This is a genomic window from Bradyrhizobium sp. RDM12, assembly GCF_051917485.1.
Taxonomy (GTDB): domain Bacteria; phylum Pseudomonadota; class Alphaproteobacteria; order Rhizobiales; family Xanthobacteraceae; genus Bradyrhizobium.
On record NZ_CM133064.1, the window covers coordinates 6,174,561 to 6,192,156 of the forward strand.

Here is a 17,596-nt window from a genome sequence, read left to right on the forward strand (position 1 = left end):
TTAGGTACGTATCCTCTCAATTCCGCCGCCACTGTAAACCGTCACGCCTGCCTCGTAGCGGACATGAGCGCGCTGCAGCCCTTGTGAGCCGCGTGTTATCAGGTTAAGCTCTCGACCTGTGATTGTCGCGTGGCACTACGCTGCGTTTTGAGCCGTGGCGTCGGCAGGGAGCATCTCGTTGGAAACGAGTTGTTGGGCCGCAGAGCTTGAACTCTGGCTCGAGCCCCGAAATGGTTTAACGCGGCTGATACGGCGGCGGCACATTGGTCCGCTCCTCGTCCAACGTCCTTTCCATCCTGAATCCGACGGCGCGGCACACATCTACGTCTTGCATCCGCCCGGCGGAGTGGCAGGTGGCGATCAACTCGACATTACCTGCCATCTCAGCGCGGGAGCGCGCGCCTTACTAACCACCCCTGGCGCAACCAAGTTTTATCGCAGCGAAAGCAGTAGGAGCACGCAGCGAACCCTGATCAACGTGGGGCCTGGCGCGGTGTGCGAGTATCTTCCGCAGGAAACCATCGTGTTCAGTGGGGCCAACGCTCACGTGGAAACACGCGTGTCGCTGGCGACGGCCGATGCCACATATATCGGCTGGGAATTCGTAAGCCTAGGCCGACCTGCTGCTGGCGAAAGATTTGCAAGCGGCGCCGTCAAGCAGCGGGTTGAGGTGTTGTGTGAAGGTCGGCCGATCTGGTTCGAACGACTCTCCCTTGACGGCGACTCATGCCTCAGTCACGCACCGTTCGCATTCAGGGACCAACCGATTGTCGGGACCATGGTCTACATAGGGCCGATCGCCGAAACCGCTGCGCAGCGCGTGCGGGAGTGCTTGGATGAGAGCGCCCGAGGCGTTTTCTCTATCAGCCAGCTCGACCGGGCGATCGTATGCCGCTACCTCGGCAGCAAGATGTCCGAAGGTAAATCGCTATTCATTCGTGCCTGGGACGTGCTGCGGGACGAAGGCCAAGGAAAGCGGGCTTCGATACCTCGCATATGGGCTACCTGAACGATCAGGAAGTGATCAAGGAGACGCCACGATGGAATTGCTGCCGCGCGAGAAAGACAAACTCCTGATTTTTACTGCGGGCCTACTTGCAGAGCGGCGAAAGGCTCGCGGCGTCAAGCTGAACTATCCAGAGGTCATTGCATACATCTCCGCCGCCATTCTCGAGGCCGCTCGTGATGGCAAAACGGTCGCGGAGCTCATGTCTTTCGGAGCAACGCTCCTCACCCGCGACGATGTGATGGAGGGCGTGCCGGAGATGATTCACGACATCCAGGTCGAGGCGACCTTTCCGGATGGCACCAAGCTGGTCACTGTTCACAATCCAATTCCCTAGCGAGGTCACGATGATTCCGGGCGAGTATTTCATCGAGGACGGCTCCATCGAACTTAATGCCGGCCGTGAGGTCCGTGTCGTGGAGGTCGCGAACACCGGAGACCGACCAATCCAAGTCGGCTCTCACTATCATTTCTATGAAACGAACGATGCGCTCGTTTTCGACCGTGAAGGGACCAAGGGCTTCCGCCTCAACATTCCAGCCGGCACGGCTGTACGTTTCGAGCCCGGTCAGAGTCGCGCGGTGGAGCTCGTCGCGTTAGGCGGGGACCGGAAGGTCTACGGGTTCAACGCAAAGGTCATGGGCAAATTGTAGGGAGCGAATATGGTTACAATCTCACGTCAGGCCTATTCGGATCTCTACGGTCCCACTACCGGCGACAGACTGCGCCTTGCCGATACCGATCTCATCATCGAGATCGAAAAGGATCACACCGTCTACGGTGAGGAAGTCACTTTCGGGGGCGGCAAGGTTATCCGTGACGGCATGGGCCAGGGGCAGAAGCTTGCCCTGCAGGTTGCCGACGTCGTCATCACAAATGTCATCATTCTCGACCACTGGGGTATCGTCAAAGCTGACGTTGGCATCAAGGATGGCCGCATCTCGGGTATCGGCAAGGCCGGTAACCCTGACATTCAGTCCGGTGTCACCATTGTTGTCGGAGCAGCGACTGACGTGATCGCCGGCGAGGGCAAGATCCTCACCGCAGGCGCCGTTGATACCCATATCCACTTTATCGCACCGCAGCAGGCGGATGAGGCGATCGCCAGCGGCACGACGACGCTCGTGGGCGGCGGCACCGGTCCGACCGTAGGCACCCTCGCGACCACGGTCACACCTGGTCCATGGGCGATCCATCGCATGCTCGAGGCAGTGGAGGACCTACCCATCAATGTCGGCCTGCTCGGGAAAGGCAATGCCAGCCTCCCAGAACCTCTGCGCGAGCAAATTCGTGCAGGCGTCGTCGGTCTGAAGTTGCACGAGGATTGGGGTACGACGCCGGCGGCCATCGACAACTGCCTCACTGTTGCCGACGAAGAGGATATCCAGGTTGCGCTCCATACCGACACGCTCAACGAGAGCGGCTTTGTTCGCAACACCTTTGCCGCGATGAAGGGGCGCGCGATTCACAGCTTCCACACCGAAGGAGCTGGCGGTGGCCATGCGCCTGACATCATCACCGCAGCGGGCGAGGCGAATATCCTGCCCTCCTCGACCAATCCGCACGCCCCTACACCATCAACACTGTCGATGAACATCTCGACATGCTGATGGTATGTCATCACCTTAGCCCGCAAATACCGGAGGATGTTGCCTTTGCTGAGTCCCGCATCCGCAGGGAAACGATCGCAGCCGAGGACATCCTGCATGACCTCGGCGTCTTTTCGATGATGTCGTCGGACTCCCAGGCGATGGGTCGCATTGGCGAGACCACCTTGCGCTGCTGGCAGACAGCTCACAAGATGAAAGTCCAGCGTGGCCCCCTACCGGAAGATAGCAGCCGCAACGACAACTTTCGCGCAAAGCGCTATGTCGCAAAATATACGATAAATCCTGCCATTACACATGGCTTCGCGCATGAGATTGGCTCCATCGAAGTCGGCAAGCGCGCCGACCTGGCCCTGTGGAAGCCGGCATTCTTCGGCGTGAAACCGTCGCTTGTCGTGCTTGGCGGCATGATTGCGGTGGCCCCGATGGGCGACCCAAATGCATCGATATCGACCCCGCAGCCCGTACATTACCGGCCAATGTACGCGGTGCTTGGTCGGGCGCGCGGTTCGACCGGCGTTACCTTCGTCTCGAAGGCTGCACTCGATGACGGGATCGGCGACAAGCTCAAGCTTAGTAAGCAACTCGTCGCGGTGCGCGGGACGCGGTCAATCCGCAAGAAAGACATGATCCACAATGGATTGACCCCCAAACTCGAAGTTGATCCACAGAACTACCAAGTGAGAGTTGATGGCCAGATCATCACCTGTGAACCTGCAAGCAAACTGCCGATGGCCCAACGGTATTTTCTCTTTTAGGCAGGCGGGCCGCAAGCGAGCGACATTCTCTGAAATAGGGAGCGGTTTTCTTGCATTTGGATAGATTCCAGGATCACCCCACCCTCGGCTTTATCGATTGGACGCTTCGTGGGGTGGGACAGGTCGTTTTTCAGAACAATCCGGCGTCCGGCCTCATCATCGTGGCCGGGCTCTTCGCAAACTCGTGGATCTATGCAGTCATCTGCATCGCCGGCGCAATCGCGAGCACGTTGACGGCAATCGTGCTTCAAGCCGACAAGGGCCTTATCCGAAATGGGCTGTTCGGATTCAACGGCGCGCTCGTAGCACTTGCGCTTGTGGCCTTTACCAGCCAGGACTTCCGCACCGGCGCAATACCTTCCGTTGCGATGACGGTATACCTTCTTTGCGCCGCATCGCTTACGACGATGGCTTTCGCCAGCATCGCCGCCCTTCTCGGCCCTCACAAGGTGGCTCCGCTGACCATGCCTTTCGTGCTGGTCGGCTGGCTCTTTCTATTTGCCGTACTCAAATTCGACGCCATCGATGCCGGCCCGATGGCCAAACCGATCTCACCGGACCAGTTCCCACGCGATATCCAGTACGGATTGTCGACGTGGTATATGGGCGTCGGCACATCGATCGGACAGATTTTTTCCAAGACAGCTGGATCAGCGGTTACATCATTCTCGCGGGCATCGCGGCCAACTCCCGTATCAGCGCAGCTATGGCGTTGCTTGGCGCCTTGATCGGCACCTTAATTGCGGTGGTTTTCGGTGGACCGGAAGGAGCAATCCGTGACGGGCTGTTCGGATATAACTCCGCCTTGACTGCAATCGCTCTCGGGGGCTTCTTTCTGGTCATGAGCTGGAGCAGCTTGCTCTACGCCGTCTTCGGCGCGGTAGTGTCCGCGTGGCTGTGGGCATCGGTTGCTATCTTTCTAAAGCCCATTGGAATGCCTGTGCTCACGTCCACATTTGTCATCGTGACGTGGACGATGTTGATAGGACAGTATGCATTCAAAGCGCTCGTGCCCGTGCCGCCTGCCGACGCGACGACTCCCGAGGATAATCGGCGCCGCTACCTTGGGGTCAAGAGCTGTCTGAGCCGCGCAGGCAATCCTCCGCGAACGCCTCCTCCCCGTGGCGGCGATTGAGTCACTCTTGCTACAGAATTCGGTGTGCTGGGTCCTTTGTCTGCAAACCAGTTACGAGAAGGAGCGTCAATGTTGCAGGCAATCGCAGTTCGATCGTCTTCAGGACGAGGGCCCGAGAAACCGCTTCCGCCTCTCGGAACGGCGGTCTTGCAGCATGATGAGCGGCATCTGCGTCGCAAAGCGATCAAACTCACAGATGGAAGCAAGCTCTTGGTTGATCTTGCCGAACCAGTTGTTCTGGCATCCGGCGACGAACTTCTCCTCGACAACGGCGCGGTCGTCCTTGTCGAGGCAGCCGATGAGCCTCTTTACGAGATCCAGGGCCGAAATGATGCGCATCTGGCCAAGCTCGCCTGGCACATTGGAAACCGACACCTGCCGGCGGCTGTCGAACACGGTCTCGTAGTAATTCTACGCGACCACGTGATCAAAGCGATGCTGGAAAGGCTCGGCGCATCCGTCAAGGAGATTGTCGGACCTTTCAATCCGGTGCGTGGCTCGGTAGTTTCTGATGCGGAGCATTGCCGCAGTCCCCTCTCCCACGACCACGCGCACAATCACAATCGTCACGACTGAAACCAGCCATGAGCGAGGTTAGCAAAATGTCATCGCGCAACGGTCCCCTTAGAGTAGGCATCGGTGGCCCCGTCGGCTCGGGCAAAACCACGCTCACGGAGAAGCTGTGCAAGACGCTTCGTCAGCAGCTTTCCATCGCGGTTATCACGAACGACATTTATACCAAGGAAGACGCCTTGATCTTGGCGAGGCATCAAGCACTGTCCGAGGATCGGATCCTGGGTGTCGAGACTGGCGGCTGTCCCCACACGGCCATAAGGGAAGATGCGTCAATAAACCTTCAGGCCATCGCCGAGATGAACCGCAAGTTTCCGGATCTTGACATTATTTTCATCGAGTCAGGCGGAGACAATCTCGCTGCTACGTTCTCTCCGGATCTCGCCGATCTAACGCTTTACGTTATCTCGGTATGCCAGGGCGAAGAAATCCCGCGCAAAGGGGGACCCGGTATAACTCGTTCGGACTTCCTCGTCATAAATAAGAGTGATTTAGCGCCTTACGTGAACGTCGATCTGGAAATCATGCGCGCAGATGCCATGCGCATGCGTGGCGAGCGCCCGTTCGGCTTTACCGATTTGTCACGTGGAAAGGGGCTCAAGACCGTCATCGACTTCGTTCTGGAAAATGGCGGAATCGACCTTCCCCTGGACGCCGTTAGGACGTTGGCAATGTGATCCGCGCCGTTCTCACGCAGAGCTTGTCATTCCGACAGAAGTCAGAGGCAAAAATGAAAAATATGAGACTCTCATCGTCTGTTTTCGCGGCAATCGCCGGCAGTTTCGCTCTCTTGTCACCGGAAAACGCCGAGAACTTTAGAGTGGGACGGCTCGTCTGTTTTAGGAGGCACGCGTAGGACTCGTCCTGGCTCAACTCATCCATGCGCCCTGTGTTTCATCGGACGCGAGACTCTCGGCGCTTCATCCATGAACGACGCATTCGCCGAATCGGAATCGATCTTGGCGTCACGAGCCAACAGACGCTTTCCTGGCTTATCTGGCCAAGAACTCTCGCGTCGGGCCAAGAACCTTGAGCGGGCAGTATGTCGGCGCGAGTGCAAAGCTTGCCTTCGGCCCGGGTTTAGGAGCCAACGTCTTGATCGGCGGCTTACGCCGCAGCGTGATGCTCCAGCGCGTATCCGTGGAACGACTAAACGTCGCAGCGGGCGTGGCCGAGTTGAGGTTCGGCGGGCGCTGATAAGGACTCCCGAAACATTTCACGAAGGGCGGAACCCTTATCCTCTCCACTTGGTTCTAGCGAGGCGTCGGGCTCCATTCGCAGAATGCCAAGGTGCCCAGCTTCATACGTGCCTCCATCCAGAAGAACGCAAATCGAAAAGAGGAGCAGAAATGAGCGCACCTCACCGCCGTGCCTTCCTGGGTTTAGCAAAGAACGCGATTGCGGCCGCCGCCGTCGGCACGGTTGGCGCTAGCTTGGTCGGGTCTGCGCTGGCTATGCCAGTTGCCCATGGACCGGGGCTCCCTGCTCCGTCGGATATCAAACCCGTGCAATGGGCGCCAGGTCCGGGTCCCGGCTGGGGCCCCGGTCCCGGACGTCCCCCTCCCAGACGACGTCGGCGCTGGAGGTGCTGGTGGCGTCGTGGGCGCCGCCAGTGCGGATGGACCTGGTAGGAAAAATAATAAGCTTGGGCGGGGCCCTTTGCCCGCCCAAGCTGTTTCCCGGACAAGCCTTCTAACGACTTCAGCACGCGGCGCCCCTCATGCCCTTCATCCCGAATGGCAGTAGTTGCCTTTGTATACAGCCGCGTCGCTTGCGCATGCACGTGGCCCGAAACAGTATGTCAACTCTAGCTTGAGCACCTGTGCCAAGAGGTCCGTCAATGTCTGACGTTGTTGCGATCGTGTACCCGGACGGAGCTAAAGCCCAAGAGGTCCGCCAGCGGCTCTTCAAGCTCCAAAAGGAATACCTGATTACACTCAGTGATGCCGTCATCGCCGTGAAACAGAATTCTGGAGACGTCAAGCTCAACCAGTTGGTCAATACGACCGCGATGGGAGCTGCCTCAGGCAGTTGTTGGGGCCCGCTGATTGGCGTGCTGTTTCTTAACCCGCTCATCGGAGTTGCACTAGGTGCGGCCTCTGGAGCTCTCGGTGGAGCCCTGACGGACTGCGGAATCAACGACAATTTTATGAAAGACCTCGGCGCCCCTCTGAAGCCCGGCAACGCGGCGCTGTTCATTCTCGTCAAGAACATGACGCCCGATAAAGTTCTACGAGAGATACAGGACGCGGGCGGTACGGTTCTCAAAACATCTCTCGACGATGCGAAGGAACAGAAACTTCGCGAGGTGCTGGCCAAGGCTACGGCCGAGCCGCCGCCCCGACCGCCAGCAAGCGGAGCTGCCTAGCTATCGATCTTGAAACTGCCGGGCGGGCGATGATAGCCCACATCAAGAGTGCCGAGCCTGGTCATAGTAGGACTTTGGCCGAGAGCGAGCGCGCGCTGCGTCGGATTATGAATGCGTTGGCTCAAGCGAGCCAATCGCGAGGAGCTAGACCGGCCAGTTCGCAGTTCGGCTTCAATGATCGAGTACCGTCTTAGCTACAGTCTGATCAGGAACTCAGGCGCAATCACAATAAGTAGATGGTCAAGAAAACAGTAGATGGTCAAGAAAAAGCCCGACCGCGACGCGGCCGGGCCAGTTTACTAGAACGGGATGCTCGACGACTTAGTACCGGCTATCGATCGTCAGGTCACAAAAAGAACCTGACCGAAGACTATGCGAACTGGGTTTCTCGGTTCGAGAGTGAGGTATTCTCCTAAGGTCGTCGTGCCCGGCCTTGTGCCGGGCATTCACGTCTTTAGCGCCCGAAGCTGGAAAGACGTAGATCGTTGGGACAAGCCCTGGCCATGACGAAAGCTGATTCACGCCTAGAATATCTGACGCTAGAGCGTTAGCCCATCTGACTGAATCGTTTGGGATTGAACGAAGCCGCTGCCGCGGCGTGAGGGGCAAGGTAGCGTAGATCGCCTCCTGGCTGAGAGGATGTGGGTGTTGGAGCCCACCCCCTCAGACAGGAGTATCGAGATGGCCGATTTGAGCCCTCTTCGCCGCCGCATGATCGAAGACATGACCGTCCGCAATCTGTCGCCGGCGACGCAACGATCCTACATCAGCGCGGTTTCGAAGTTCAGCCGCTATTTTGGCCGATCGCCTGACCGGTTAGAGCTGGAAGACGTCCGCGCCTTCCAGGTGCATCTGGTCTCGACCGGCATCTCATGGCCGGCGCTGAACCAGATTGTCTGTGCGCTACGGTTTTTCTACGGCGTCACGCTCGGCGAGGCGCTCATCCCGGAGCGCATTCCCTATGCGCGAGAACCGCGCAAGCTGCCGGTCGTTCTCAGCGCCGACGAAGTGGTGCAGTTCCTCGAGGCCGTGTCCAGCCTGAAGAGCCGCGCCGCGCTCACCACCGCCTATGCGGCCGGGCTCAGGGCCTCCGAGGTCGCGGGACTGCGGATCGAAGACATCGACAGCGCCCGCGGCGTCATCCAGGTGCGCCACGGCAAGGGCGCGAAGGATCGCAACGTGATGCTGTCGCCCCAGCTGCTGGGCATCCTGCGCACCTACTGGCGGCTCGCCCGGCCGCGGCTTTATCTGTTCCCTGGTCGTGACGAAGATCATCCGATTGATCCGACCGTGTTGCACGCCGCCTGCCGCTCGGCGGTGAAGGCCGCGGGCCTGACCAAGCGCGTCACGCTGCACACGCTGCGCCACAGCTTCGCGACGCATCTTCTCGAGAACGGAACCGACATTCGGATCATCCAGGTTTTGCTCGGGCACAATAATTTGTCGTCGACGGCGCGCTATACGCAGGTCGCCACTCATACCATCCGGGCGACGCAGAGCCCGCTCGACCGCCTGTCGCTGGAGGTGACGCCATCTGGATGACAGCGGCGGGATGCGGGTGATGATCCGCCCCGACAGCCGCTGCAACAGGCCCGCCATCGAGATTGCCGATATTCTGCGCCGGCATGGCGACACCTATCGCCGTGTACATGCCGGTCATCTCGGTCGGGTCGAGCGGCGCGTGATGAGCGCGATCGTGGCGTGCCGGACCGAGGCGCTCGGCGGCCACATGGAGGCTTGCGACGACTGCGGCACGACACGCGTCGCCTACAATTCTTGCCGCAACCGGCACTGTCCGAAGTGTCAGGGGCCAGACCGAGCCGCGTGGCTCGCCGCGCGAGAAGCCGACCTGCTGCCGGTTCCCTATTTCCACGTCGTCTTCACACTGCCGACTCCGATCGCCGCGATCGCCTTTCAGAACAAGGCCATCGTTTATGCGATCCTGTTCAAAGCCGCCACCGAGGCAATGTCGACGCTCGCCGCCAATCCACGCCGGCTCGGCGCCGGGATCGGCGTCGTCGCCGTCCTCCACACCTGGGGGCAGGCGCTGACGCACCATCCCCACGTCCACTGCGTCGTGCCGGGCGGCGGCCTCTCGCCCGATAACGCGCACTGGATCGCCAGCCGACCAAACTTCTTCCTGGCCGTCAAACCGCTCGCCCGGCTGTTCAGACGCCTGTTCCTCGAACGTCTGACCGCCGCCTTCGACGCCGGCACCCTGAACTTCTTCGGCGATCTCGCATCCCTGGCCGAGCCTGCTGCCTTCGCAGCTCATCTCGTCGCTATGCGGCGCATCAGCTGGGTTGTCTACGCCAAGCGGCCGTTCGGCGGCCCTGCGCAGGTGCTGGCCTATCTCGGCCGCTATACCCATCGCGTTGCAATAGCCAACAGCCGGCTCGTAGCCCTCGACGAGGATCACGTCGCCTTTACCTGGAAGGACTACCGCCAGAACGGCGCGACAAAGATCATGAAGCTCAAGGCCGACGAGTTCATCCGCCGCTTCCTTCTTCACACGTTGCCCACGGCTTCCACCGCATCCGCCATTTCGGCTTCATGGCTAACCGCCATCGCGCCGCCAGGCTCGCGCTTTGCCGTGCCCTTCTTGATCATGAGCGGACAGCGCCAAACAATATTGAGGCGTCGCCCGTGAGTTCGGACCCTCCGACGCGGGCCGAGGTTCCTCCCTGTCCCGATTGTGGCGGCGTCATGCGCATCGTCGAGCGCTTTCGACACAGCTTCAATTGCTCCAGCCCTCGAACATCACCGTTCCAGTGCGACACATCGTGAGCCAGCTCATGCCATGTACGACAATCATCATGTGTCATCCCACTCCCAGCGGCTCGATCATCGTGGACGCTGTCGAATCCGTGCTGCCACATTGTGCGACAACAACCGCCCGATGCAGCGCTCCGCCCATCGCCACCGCTCGCAAAGCGCGTCTGATCCCAATCCATTGCCGATGCGCACATCTCGTGTCGCTGCCGCACACGGCCGAGCCGGCAGACCGGACCTCGCGATCTCCAACAATCCCCATAGCTGCAAAACCGCGCATAACCGCCCGCGCCTTCGTTCAATCCGGCTTCAATGAGGTCGCACAACTGCACCTGCCGCACCATCGCGTGAACGCGACCTCACAGAACCCTCCAGATTCACAAATCAGCGTTTTGGTGATTCAAGCTGTTCGCCGGGACTGGAGGCCGGCGGGCATGGCGAAGCCGCTGTCGATGGACCTTCGTGAACGAGTGCTTGCCGCCCTTGCGGGCGGCGTATCCGGCCGGCAGGCTGCCGAGCGGTTTGGAGTAAGCGCGGCGAGCGTCAGCCGGTGGCGGATACGCCAGCGGGAGCAAGGGGATGCCCAGCCAAGAGTTCAGGGCGGAGATCGCAAGTCCCATCGGATCGACGCCCATCAGGCGAGGATTATGGCCTTGCTCAAGGCAACTCCTGACATCACCATCGAGGAATTGCGTGACAGCCTGAGCAAGGAAGGTCTTTCCTTTGGTTATGGGACGATCCGGCGCTTCTTCGAGCGCCACAATATCACGCGCAAAAAAAGACCGCCCATGCCACAGAGCAGGATCGCCCGGATGTCTTGACGCGGCGGGAAGCCTGGCGCGAGAGCCAAGGCAAACTCGATCGGGAGCGGCTCGTCTTCATTGATGAGACCTGGGCGTCGACCAACATGGCGCGAACACATGGCCGCTGCCAGCGCGGCGAACGTCTGCGAGCTGCCGTTCCGCACGGCCACCGGAAAACAACAACCGGCGTGGCCGCTTTAACCACGCGCGGTATCATCGCGCCCTGGGTGCTCGATGGCCCTATCAACCGTGATGCCTTCGAGCCCTATGTGGAAAAGGTGCTCATCCCCGAACTTCCGCAAGACGCGATTGTCATCATGGACAACCTCTCCAGCCATAAAGGGCCGCGCATACGCCAGATGATCGAAGACGCCGGCGCAACGCTCCTCTATCTTCCGCCCTACAGCCCCGACCTCAACCCAATCGAGAATGCGTTCGCCAAGCTCAAAGCAAATTTGCGAAAGGCCGCCGAACGTACGGTCAATGGTCTCTGGGACGCTATTGGTCGCATCGTCGACACCTACACACCCACAGAATCCACAAACTACTTCGCAGCCGCAGGATATTTGCAACCTGATCGGCTAACGCTCTAGAGTGGCTTCAGATGACGCGCTCACCGAACAATCGCACGTTTGCGGCGCGAGGCTTCGCAGCGTCTTCCGAGGTTGCCGCGATGAATGAGCTACGCCCGCCAGCCAGGTCCGACGGCAGGAGCATGACGCGAATGAACGCGTTGCCCCCACCGCTAATGTTAAGTCCAACGACGGTTTCCTGACCGGATTCGAACCAGGCTTGGCCCGCCTCGATCCGATCGATGCGATCACCAACCTGGGCCAATAGTTGGCCACGCTCAAGCCGTCGAATACCCGGCCCACGATGTCGATGGGCCGGCGTCTGGGCACCCGAGGGCGACTCGACGCGGTCGGCCCGGATCATGCAGCCGCCCCGCGGAACGACGACGAGACGGGACAACAGGATAAACAGGCCCGTTTCGCAGCGCGTCGCCGCCGTGCCCCCCACGACCTCGTAAATCCAAGCAGGATGCGAGCTTTCGATAATGTCGCCCTCGCTGGCAAACGCTCCTTCTCCGGTGGCGATATCGGTGCCGGCAACGGTCACGGCGCCACCTGCCGCGTAGACGAAGGCATGGCCGCCTGGGGCGACCGTGCATCGCGACGCGGGAGCGAGATCGTAGACAGTCATCCGCCACGACTGGCTGCTCATAGTCTTCTCCGAAACTCAGGCTTGCTTCGCCTTTGCCATCACGCTGCGCAGGATCGGGCTTCCCGCCTCCGTGAATTCATTCAGGATATCGAAATGTCCCCAACGCGGCAGCGTGTGGACTTCGGGATTGAGGTGGCTGCGATGAAGATGGTGCGAATAGCGGTAGGTTTGCTCGATCCAGTGCCAGGGCTCGAGGCCGCCGACGAACAGCGTCGTCGGGCAGTTGGCGAAGACTGGCCGGCGCTCGACGTCTCGTCGCACCGCGACGTCTTCGGTCAACCGGACTTCGGCGTTGACGCTGGTTCCCATGACCGGACGCGGATTGTAGATGCCGCTGATCATGACGGCTCCGATGATGAAGGTCGGGTCAATGCCTGCGGCCGCCCAATCATGCGCCATGCATTCGGCGGTGAGATGCGCGCCGGCTGAGTGCCCCGACAGGCTGATCCGGCGCGGGTCGCCGCCGAAGCTGGATGCTTCGCGCCGGACCCAGTCCACGGCAGCAATGGCCGATTCGGCAACACCGTCGAGAGTCGAGGCAGGGCAAAGCTCGTAATTGGCGATAACGGTGGTGATCCCGGCGGCAACCAGCGGCAGGGCCACGAAGGCAAAATTTTGCTTATCTTGTGCTCGCCAGTACCCCCCGTGAAAGAAGATATGGACAGGCGCGGGCGTGTCCCCGGCTGGGGCTGGATAGACATCCAGCTTCCGCAGCGCATGCTCGCCATAGGCCCGATCCGCGTGCCGCTCCAGGCTCGTCAATGCCATCGCGTTGATCGTTGCCCGGCTTGCTTGAGCATCTTTGAAGTTCGGAAATGCCGCCTGCGGGTTGTATTGAAATTCATGCTCGGTCGGGGAGAGTGATGACCAGGACGGCTTTTCGGCGGACATGGGACTTCCTTATTCTCAATCACGATGCTGGCCGGTTTCTTCGCCGCGACGCGAGAAATCAGCCATTGCGCCCTACGCACCCTCCATTCTACTATCAACCAATACTACCCAACTGCAACCAATTCTGACCCGACGCCGACGACTTCTTGCACTTTCAATATGGTAGGCCCGAATGGCATATCCGCGGCTTACGGCAGCAGGACCAAATTAGACCAAAATGATCGAGACGCTGGCCAGACATTCGGACGAAGCGAGCGCGCGTATCAAATCCGATTCCGATAGCGCCGCCATCTACCAGAGCCTGAGAAGTTCTATCGTTGAAGGACGGTTGCGGACTGGCACCCGGCTTCCGACCGAACGTGCACTGGCATCGCGCTTCGGCGCGGCACGCAATACAGTGCGCAAGACGATGAACCTCCTTGTCGATGAGGGGCTGATTGTGCGCCATGTCGGGCGCGGCACATTCGTTGCCCGCAGCCGGGACAAGGGCGCGCCGGCGACGACCGAGGATTCGGAATTCGGCCTCGGCGAGCTACTCGAGGCCCGTCTCATGTTCGAGCCGGCGCTGGCGGAGTTGGTTGCAGAAAGGGCGAGCGAGGAAGACCTTGCCACCCTAACGACCTACCTTCACGCGCTTCGCGACGCCATGACCTGGAGCGAATTCAAAGAAGCCAAATATGCGCTTCATCTCGCGATCGTCCGCGCCTCCCGCAACAGTTTTCTCATTTCGATCTTTGAACGGATCTTGGAGTCGCGACGTAAAGCCGGTTGGAGCCGGCCCTTAAGTCACCCACTTCCGATGAGTGCCGTCCGCGAGGCGGCGGCGCGCGACAATGCGGCAATCGTCGACGCCCTCACCCGGCGAGACGCTGCAACCGCGCGCGAACTCATCCGCAGCTATCTGCTGCGGACGCTGATGTCAGTCAGCGAGAGCTAAACGACTCATAAACGTCAGCGCTGATCCATTCTTCGCTGCAAGCCGCGGCCGACCAGCGTGAGCGCCAGCGCGGTAATCAGGATCGCCAGCCCTGGAAAGGCCGACATCCAGGGCGCCAGCAGAATGTAATCCTTGCCCTGCTGAAGTATCGCGCCCCAATCGGGGGTCGGCGGCTGCACACCAAGGCCAAGAAATCCAAGTGCAGACTGAATTTGCAGCACCAGGGGAAACAGCACCATGCACTGGACCAGGATGAGCGGCAGAACGTTGCGGCTGACGTGGCGGAACAGGATCCAAGGCTCGGACAGCCCGATGCTGCGCGCCGCCTCCACATAGGTCAGCGCGCTCTCGGACATGGCGCCGGAGCGGGCGATCCGAAAGAACACAGGGACGTAGACCACCGTCAGGGCAAAGACGAGGTTGACCGTCTTCGGACCGAGAATGCCGGTCACCATGACGCCGAGAATGATCGGCGGAAAGCTCAGGATCACATCAATGAGGCGGCCCAGCAGCATGTCGATGCGCCCGCCCACGAATCCCGAGATCAGGCCCAAGCTGCCGCCGATCAGCGCTGCCGCGATCAAGGAGGACGCACAGATCGACAAAGTGATGCGCGCGCCATGAAAGACCCTGGCGAACACGTCGCGGCCGACATCGTCCGTGCCGAACAGATGTAGCGCGGATGGCGCCTCCATTGCGCCCTGGACATCGACCGCGGTTGGCGACTTTCCGGTGAACAGGTCGGGAAACAGCGCGATCAGCAGCACAGCGGTAAGTATCACAACACCCAACGCGAGATCCGGCTCGCGGCGCGCGCGACCGACGATCCAGGAGAACCGGCTGGGGCTGGATTGAGCGATGGAGGAAGCATTCATGGCAAAGCCTAGCTCAGGCGGACACGTGGATCGATTATCCGGTAAAGAAGGTCGACGACCAGGTTGACCAGCATCGCGATGACGACGACGACGAGAAGCCCGGCCTGAAGCACGGGATAATCGCGCGTCTCGATCGACGACAGCAGAAGCCTGCCGAGGCCGGGCAGCGCAAACAGGCTCTCGATGATGACGGCACCGCCGAGAATCTGGATCAGGATCAATCCCATGAATGTGATCAGCGGTATCGCGATGTTGCGCAGCACATGCTTGAAGAACACGATCCGCTTCGGCACGCCCTTGGCGACGGCCGTACGCACGTAGTCCTGCCCGAGGGCGGATACGACGCTTTGCCGCACGAACTGGCTATAGGCGGCGGCCTGCAGCAAGGCAAGGCTAAGCACCGGAAGCATAAGTATCGATAGATTGTCGGTCAGCGATTGCGTCGGCGGAGCGTAAACCAAAGGCGGCGACCAGTCGAAAGCAACGGAGACGCCAACCAGCAGCATCAGGCCGATCCAGAAGACCGGCGCCGCGAGGCCAAGCAGATTGAAGGTCTGGATCAGGCGGTCGAGCGCCCGGCCTTCGTAAATCGCCGCGACAACGCCGAGCGGCACGCCGACAAGCGTCGCAAGTAGAAGCGTCGCGGTCGAGAGCTCCAGTGTCACGCCCAGCGCCGACCCAATCATGCCAAGGACCGGCTGACCGCGTGTCCAGCTCGTGCCGAAATCGGCCGTAACGACATGTCTCAACCAACCGAGGTATTGCTGCCACGCAGGCTGATCGAGCCCGAAGAACTCGCGCAGCGCCTTGGCAGCGACAGGATCGCTGGTCTGCCCGAGCATCTGCCCGACGACGTCTCCAGGCACTGAACGCACCAGCAGAAATATCACGATCGATGCGAGCAGAGCCGTGAATATGGATGCGGACAGTCGTTTCGCGAGGTAGTTGGCCATCGAATGCGGCTCTTGAGCCCGGTTGCTTAGCTTCGTATCGGGACGCAAGCAACGGCGCACGCCGCCGCTTGCGTTTCATCATCAGGCGATCCAGGCCCGCGCCAGGCCGTAGTACCACCCGGTCGGATGCTGCTCGTAGTTCCGGACCTTCTCGTTCCGAACGACGATATGGTCGGCCGAGAACAGCATGATCGTCGGCACGCTTTCGGCCATGATCTTCTGGAAGTTGTTGTAGATCTCCCGGCGCTTCGCGGGATCATTTTCGATGCGGCCGTCGTCGAGCAGCTTGCTCGCCGCCTCGTTGTTCCAGTTGCGGAAATCAGCACCTCCCGGCGCTTTGTGGAAGTGCCGATAGAAAAGCAGGTGCGGGTCAGGCACCGTCGCCCAGTCGTTGAACGTGAAACCCATTTGCTTCGACTGGAAGTTCTTCACCCAAACACCGAGCTCGATGCGCTGGATTGCGAGCTTGATGCCGATCTTGGCAAGCTGCTCGCGGAGCGTAACAGCGGCGGCATCCATCCAATCGTATCCGATGATGGTGGTCAGCGTCAGCTCGAAGCCATCCGGATGACCGGCTTCCGCCAGAAGCTTCTTGGCAGCGACAATGTCGACTGACCGGTTTGGCAATTGGTCGAGTGGAACGCCCCAACTCTGCTGCATGCCGGCGACCATGGTTCCGATGACCTTGCCGAGACCGCCGACCGAAGCCCGCATGATCTCCTGTTTGTCGACACCGAGCGCGATGGCCCGGCGCACCCGCTCGTCGTCAAGTGGCTTGAGCTCAGAGCCGAGGTCGATTGCTTTCTGGTTGAACGAGAGCGAGCGCTCGACGACGAGTCCGGCCACGCCTTCGACCTGCTTGAGATCTTGCGGGCGGGTCAGCGTCGCGATGTCGACCCGCTTGTTTCTCAATCCGACCAGGAGGCTCGCCGCATTCGGGACGAACACGAAGTTGATGCGATCGAGATAGGGCAGGCCCAGCTCCCAGTACTCGGGATTGCGTACCAGCGTCGCACTGCTGTTCGGCTTGAATTCGGAAAGCTTGAACGGCCCGGTACCGACGCTCGCCTGGTTGAGTTTGGTCCTGGCATCTGCGTCATCGAAATAACCGGCCGGCACCACGCCGCCATACTTGTTGCCGAGTGTCATGGGCAGCGCCGCGTTGGGCGACGAGATGCTGATCTTGACGGTCGCGTCATCGATCGCCTCGATGCCGGAGATGATGGCGAAGTCACCAGCACCGGGTGAGCCGTTCTTGGGATCCCGGATGTAGTTGTAGCTATAGGCCACATCCTTGGCGGTCATTAACTGACCGGTGTGGAATTTGACGCCCTCGCGCAGACGCACCGTATAGGCGAGCCGATCGCTGGATAAATCGAAACCCTCGGCCAGCAGCGGCATAGCCGTTCCATCCGGGCTTTCGTAGAACAGGCCCTGATACATCAGGACAGTCAGCCGGATACGCGCGTCCGCAGCCTGATGAAAGGGGTCGAGCCCCGGAGGCTCCACCAGCAGGCCCATGCTCAGAGTGCCGCCCGATTTCGCGTCGGACGCCTTGGGACCGTACAGATCACTCGCGCGAGCGGGCCTCAGGATGGCCGCGACTCCGGCCATGCCACCAAGCGCCAGCAATGTGCGTCGGTCCATCAAACCGAAAGCATCGAAACTGACCATTATTTTTGTCCTTCTCGCCA

At 60.3% G+C, this 17,596-nt stretch carries 14 protein-coding genes and 4 pseudogenes; 13 read left to right on the forward strand and 5 right to left on the reverse strand.

Annotated elements, in window-relative coordinates; all coding sequences use genetic code 11:
• Positions 1-178 precede the first annotated feature (178 nt).
• From ACTGJ9_RS30290 to ACTGJ9_RS30345, 12 genes and pseudogenes are all read left to right on the forward strand, one after another.
• The gene (locus ACTGJ9_RS30290; protein WP_456674047.1) at positions 179-1,009 is read left to right on the forward strand and encodes an urease accessory protein UreD; all 831 of its coding nucleotides are present in this window, start codon (positions 179-181) and stop codon (positions 1,007-1,009) included.
• 31 nt (positions 1,010-1,040) lie between these two features.
• Positions 1,041-1,343 carry an urease subunit gamma gene (ureA, locus tag ACTGJ9_RS30295; RefSeq protein ID WP_456674048.1) on the forward strand — a complete coding sequence of 101 codons (303 nt, stop codon included), beginning with the start codon at positions 1,041-1,043 and terminating at the stop codon, positions 1,341-1,343.
• 10 nt (positions 1,344-1,353) lie between these two features.
• Positions 1,354-1,659, forward strand: coding sequence for an urease subunit beta (locus tag ACTGJ9_RS30300; protein ID WP_456674049.1), 306 nt, complete (start codon positions 1,354-1,356; stop codon positions 1,657-1,659).
• A 9-nt stretch (positions 1,660-1,668) separates the two neighbouring features.
• Positions 1,669-3,371 (forward strand): annotated as a pseudogene (gene ureC / locus ACTGJ9_RS30305) (urease subunit alpha).
• A gap of 50 nt (positions 3,372-3,421) precedes the next feature.
• A pseudogene (locus tag ACTGJ9_RS30310) lies at positions 3,422-4,506 on the forward strand (urea transporter).
• A gap of 69 nt (positions 4,507-4,575) precedes the next feature.
• A complete protein-coding gene (locus ACTGJ9_RS30315) occupies positions 4,576-5,082 on the forward strand; it encodes an urease accessory protein UreE (RefSeq protein ID WP_456674050.1) in 507 nt (168 codons plus the stop codon).
• 26 nt (positions 5,083-5,108) lie between these two features.
• Complete coding sequence (gene ureG / locus ACTGJ9_RS30320; protein ID WP_456678679.1) at positions 5,109-5,756, forward strand: urease accessory protein UreG; 648 nt, start codon at positions 5,109-5,111, stop codon at positions 5,754-5,756.
• Positions 5,757-5,959: 203 nt separating this feature from the next.
• Positions 5,960-6,276, forward strand: a pseudogene (locus ACTGJ9_RS30325) (DUF992 domain-containing protein).
• Between the two features lie 643 nt (positions 6,277-6,919).
• On the forward strand, positions 6,920-7,447 hold the full coding sequence (locus tag ACTGJ9_RS30330; protein WP_456674051.1) for a DUF1269 domain-containing protein: 528 nt from the start codon (positions 6,920-6,922) through the stop codon (positions 7,445-7,447).
• A 681-nt stretch (positions 7,448-8,128) separates the two neighbouring features.
• Complete coding sequence (locus ACTGJ9_RS30335) at positions 8,129-8,989, forward strand: tyrosine-type recombinase/integrase (RefSeq protein WP_354266888.1); 861 nt, start codon at positions 8,129-8,131, stop codon at positions 8,987-8,989.
• Positions 8,990-9,008: 19 nt separating this feature from the next.
• Positions 9,009-10,234, forward strand: a pseudogene (locus ACTGJ9_RS30340) (IS91 family transposase).
• Between the two features lie 419 nt (positions 10,235-10,653).
• Positions 10,654-11,615 (forward strand): IS630 family transposase gene (locus ACTGJ9_RS30345; RefSeq protein ID WP_456674052.1). Its coding sequence is split into 2 segments (ribosomal slippage): positions 10,654-10,990 and positions 10,990-11,615, totalling 963 coding nucleotides; the frame shifts between segments, so codons are not numbered across the junction.
• Between the two features lie 7 nt (positions 11,616-11,622).
• Here ACTGJ9_RS30345 and ACTGJ9_RS30350 read toward each other — a convergent pair.
• Positions 11,623-12,246, reverse strand: a complete 624-nt coding sequence (locus ACTGJ9_RS30350) for a hypothetical protein (protein WP_456674053.1) — start codon at positions 12,244-12,246, stop codon at positions 11,623-11,625.
• Positions 12,247-12,261: 15 nt separating this feature from the next.
• Positions 12,262-13,137, reverse strand: a complete 876-nt coding sequence (locus tag ACTGJ9_RS30355; protein WP_456674054.1) for an alpha/beta hydrolase — start codon at positions 13,135-13,137, stop codon at positions 12,262-12,264.
• Between the two features lie 217 nt (positions 13,138-13,354).
• Here ACTGJ9_RS30355 and ACTGJ9_RS30360 point away from each other — a divergent pair, with 217 nt between their 5' ends.
• Entirely contained in the window at positions 13,355-14,074 is a 720-nt protein-coding gene (locus tag ACTGJ9_RS30360; RefSeq protein ID WP_456674055.1) for a FadR/GntR family transcriptional regulator, read from the forward strand.
• A 14-nt stretch (positions 14,075-14,088) separates the two neighbouring features.
• On the opposite strand, the gene ACTGJ9_RS30365 is transcribed toward ACTGJ9_RS30360, so the two are convergent.
• The 3 genes from ACTGJ9_RS30365 to ACTGJ9_RS30375 form a co-directional block, all read right to left on the reverse strand.
• Positions 14,089-14,949, reverse strand: a complete 861-nt coding sequence (locus ACTGJ9_RS30365; protein WP_456674056.1) for an ABC transporter permease — start codon at positions 14,947-14,949, stop codon at positions 14,089-14,091.
• 8 nt (positions 14,950-14,957) lie between these two features.
• Positions 14,958-15,902 (reverse strand): ABC transporter permease, encoded by a 945-nt coding sequence (locus ACTGJ9_RS30370; protein ID WP_456674057.1) that lies wholly within the window; start codon positions 15,900-15,902, stop codon positions 14,958-14,960.
• Positions 15,903-15,983: 81 nt separating this feature from the next.
• Positions 15,984-17,576: an ABC transporter substrate-binding protein gene (locus tag ACTGJ9_RS30375; protein ID WP_456674058.1), complete on the reverse strand. Its 1,593-nt coding sequence runs from the start codon at positions 17,574-17,576 to the stop codon at positions 15,984-15,986.
• Between the last annotated feature and the right edge of the window lie 20 nt (positions 17,577-17,596).

Coding starts and splice junctions, on each gene's coding strand:
- ureA (WP_456674048.1), top strand. CDS start 1,041: ATGGAATTGCTGCCGCGCGAGAAAGACAAACTCCTGATTTTTACTGCG.
- ACTGJ9_RS30300 (WP_456674049.1), top strand. CDS start 1,354: ATGATTCCGGGCGAGTATTTCATCGAGGACGGCTCCATCGAACTTAAT.
- ACTGJ9_RS30315 (WP_456674050.1), top strand. CDS start 4,576: ATGTTGCAGGCAATCGCAGTTCGATCGTCTTCAGGACGAGGGCCCGAG.
- ureG (WP_456678679.1), top strand. CDS start 5,109: ATGTCATCGCGCAACGGTCCCCTTAGAGTAGGCATCGGTGGCCCCGTC.
- ACTGJ9_RS30330 (WP_456674051.1), top strand. CDS start 6,920: ATGTCTGACGTTGTTGCGATCGTGTACCCGGACGGAGCTAAAGCCCAA.
- ACTGJ9_RS30335 (WP_354266888.1), top strand. CDS start 8,129: ATGGCCGATTTGAGCCCTCTTCGCCGCCGCATGATCGAAGACATGACC.
- ACTGJ9_RS30350 (WP_456674053.1), bottom strand. CDS start 12,246: ATGAGCAGCCAGTCGTGGCGGATGACTGTCTACGATCTCGCTCCCGCG.
- ACTGJ9_RS30355 (WP_456674054.1), bottom strand. CDS start 13,137: ATGTCCGCCGAAAAGCCGTCCTGGTCATCACTCTCCCCGACCGAGCAT.
- ACTGJ9_RS30360 (WP_456674055.1), top strand. CDS start 13,355: ATGATCGAGACGCTGGCCAGACATTCGGACGAAGCGAGCGCGCGTATC.
- ACTGJ9_RS30365 (WP_456674056.1), bottom strand. CDS start 14,949: ATGAATGCTTCCTCCATCGCTCAATCCAGCCCCAGCCGGTTCTCCTGG.
- ACTGJ9_RS30370 (WP_456674057.1), bottom strand. CDS start 15,902: ATGGCCAACTACCTCGCGAAACGACTGTCCGCATCCATATTCACGGCT.
- ACTGJ9_RS30375 (WP_456674058.1), bottom strand. CDS start 17,576: ATGGTCAGTTTCGATGCTTTCGGTTTGATGGACCGACGCACATTGCTG.